Origin of the sequence: Mycobacterium sp. SMC-21 (genome assembly GCF_045310825.1) — a bacterium.
In the GTDB taxonomy this organism is placed as follows: Bacteria; Actinomycetota; Actinomycetes; order Mycobacteriales; family Mycobacteriaceae; genus Mycobacterium.
The window spans coordinates 1-1,969 of record NZ_JBJIAO010000090.1; the positions used below are offsets into that span (position 1 = coordinate 1).

The window sequence follows — 1,969 nt, forward strand, 5'->3', positions numbered from 1 at the left end:
CGGACTCGGCACCGACCGAATCAACTGGAACGGAGGTCGCCTGAAACAAGCCGATCCACAGGTATTGACAATTCCTCAGCCTTGCATGTCGGGAGCTTCAGCTGGCTACGGACGCTGTGCTCGGCGTGTGCTGTCACACACAACTTCGGCCTGGTCGGAGAAACTGTCGAGGAACTCACCCCGGAGATGCGTGGCGTCTGGCGGGTGACCACGCGCGGAAGCGAGCACATCTGGGATCTGAACCGTGGCCGATACACGCGTCTACCGGGTCCGGGCAGTGGGTCGGGGCCCATGCTTGGCGACGGCGATTCCAATCGGATTACACAGGTCGTGCGATGGCCACGGGTCGGCGATCGATCACATGTCGCTTTCGAGTGGGATGACGCGAGTGACCAGTGGAGGATAAGCAGCTCCATCTCGAAAATAGAGCGAATCTATTGATCGTGGCTGTGACCGCTTCCACTCCGTCCGACGCTGAGTCCGCATTCGAAACCGCCAGCGTCGCCCTATATGAGGTCCGTTATTCCGAAACTCGCGGGATCTAGGGAGTTACGTGTCATGGAGATCGATGTGGAGGCTGCGATAACGCTCGTCGTGGAAGAGATCGCCTACAAGGCCCTGATCCGGCAGTCCCGGGCACGACTGAACGCCATCGAAGAAATGCGCGACGCCAAACAACTGAGCTTGGCTGGCAAGAGTCAGAGAGAAATCGCCGAAGTCCTTAGCACCACCCAATCACGCGTGCATCGGATCCTGCGCGGCGCCAAGGCATTAGGCAAATCCGCAACGCCCGAGGAGTTGATTCTTCGAGCCATCGTCGACGGGACTGCGCGCGAGCTGCTGGTTAAGGACCTCAGCACCATGCATTACACCTTCGCGACGTTCGCGCCGTACCCACACCACGGATCAATCCCGGGAACCTGGAACCAGGTTGGCGCCGCGCATGTGCTCGGCTTCCTCAGCGACGAGGAATACGAGGAAATCTGTGCCGCGGTCAGACCACCAGTTCCGTAGCCAGGTCTCCATATCGCTTTCCCTCCTCGATTCAAGTCCAAATGTCCCTATTCACAAGGGATGGAGAAGACACTGGATGGTCTGTTTCATTTCTCTGCAAACGAGACATGGCCAGCAATGGCGGCCTTATCGAACAATTTTGTTCAGTCAATCGGTCCGACCGTTTGGGAGAACCACTCTCCGTGCTCAGACCGCCAGCTGACTCGGACAAGGAACTCTGCTCGGTCCGTATCGACGGCATTATCCGGGGCGCTTTGAGAAGCTCCATATGCGCCGCGGGACGCACCCGGCGCCAGTCGTTGGTCGAAGCAGAAATTCACATAGCACGGGACTTCCGAAGTCGAGGACAGCCGACCGGCGCGAAACGGCGGAACGCACTGAGCTGTCCCGACGACTCGGTCATATGCCGTCACGCTGACCTCGTAGGCGACACCCTCCCCGAGGTTGGCAACGTATGCGTGGCGGCGGTCGGCATCCCATCGCCCGGCATGCCAGCTCACAACGGATTGGTTTGGCCCTGCATTAGCAGCCAAACTCGCTTGCTGCTTAGACCGCCTTTTGTACGCGACCACCCAGAGCAGTAGGAGCGCAACCACTGCTGAGAGCAGTGACGCAACCGCCATCCCAATGCCCATGTGGCGGATCGTAAACCGCAGCCAGGCACAGATGAAAGAGAACTCTCAACAGGTGCCGCACCACGATACAAGTAGCGCCTGGCGTGAGACAGGAACTGAGCAGTCTCGCTTCTTTACAAATGAGACAAGGGCATGACCAGCGGTTGACCAGCATCAAACCCATTTATTGCAGGTGTTGCGATCGCTGGCGCCGTTGCTGTTGCCGGCGGGGTTGCTCGGAGTACTGGCGGCTAGGCCGCCAAGTGAATCGCCCCGAGTTTGATGCACACCTTCTTTCGAGGGAAGGTTGTTCGCATCATGCCGAAGAAGTACGACGAGGA

1 protein-coding gene is annotated in these 1,969 nt (G+C 58.8%); it reads left to right on the forward strand.

The window, feature by feature from the left end; translation table 11 throughout:
• Nucleotides 1-558: 558 nt before the first annotated feature.
• Entirely contained in the window at nt 559-1,014 is a 456-nt protein-coding gene (locus tag ACJH6H_RS29640) for a hypothetical protein (RefSeq protein ID WP_406776382.1), read from the forward strand.
• Nucleotides 1,015-1,969 lie beyond the last annotated feature (955 nt).

Excerpts from the sequence above, each read along its gene's own strand:
- ACJH6H_RS29640 (WP_406776382.1), top strand. The coding sequence starts at position 559 with ATGGAGATCGATGTGGAGGCTGCGATAACGCTCGTCGTGGAAGAGATC.